This is a genomic window from Polaromonas sp. UBA4122 (genome assembly GCA_002381615.1).
In the GTDB taxonomy this organism is placed as follows: domain Bacteria; phylum Pseudomonadota; class Gammaproteobacteria; order Burkholderiales; family Burkholderiaceae_C; genus Polaromonas.
Window position 1 is genome coordinate 4491 of the sequence record DFWY01000072.1, and the last position, 308, is coordinate 4798.

1 pseudogene is annotated in these 308 nt (G+C 64.9%); it reads left to right on the plus strand.

Features of this window, described 5'->3' with window-relative positions:
- Positions 1-308, plus strand: a pseudogene (locus tag B3F77_RS09380) (hypothetical protein); the annotation flags it as partial.

A 308-nucleotide genomic window follows, 5' to 3' on the forward strand; every position in this document is an offset into this window, starting at 1 on the left:
TGCACGGGCTGTGGGCGGTGCGCTTTAGCAAACCACCGGCCGGGCTGCCAGCGCGCGCCATGATGCTGCTAGAGCGGCATGCCGAATTCTCGGAAAGCCTGGCCGGGATCGTCAGCCGCGACTTGGGCGCCGCAGAGGGGTCCAAAGCCATCGCAGGCCATGCCAGCAAAGCGCTGCTCGCTGGCGACCTGGACGAGGGCTTGCTGCTGCTCGACGAGTCCTCCGACAAAGTCAGCATCACCGGCACCTGGAACGGTGAAATGGTGGAAGGCTCCTGCGGCAAGGTGTTTCAGGGCACCTGGAAAGAC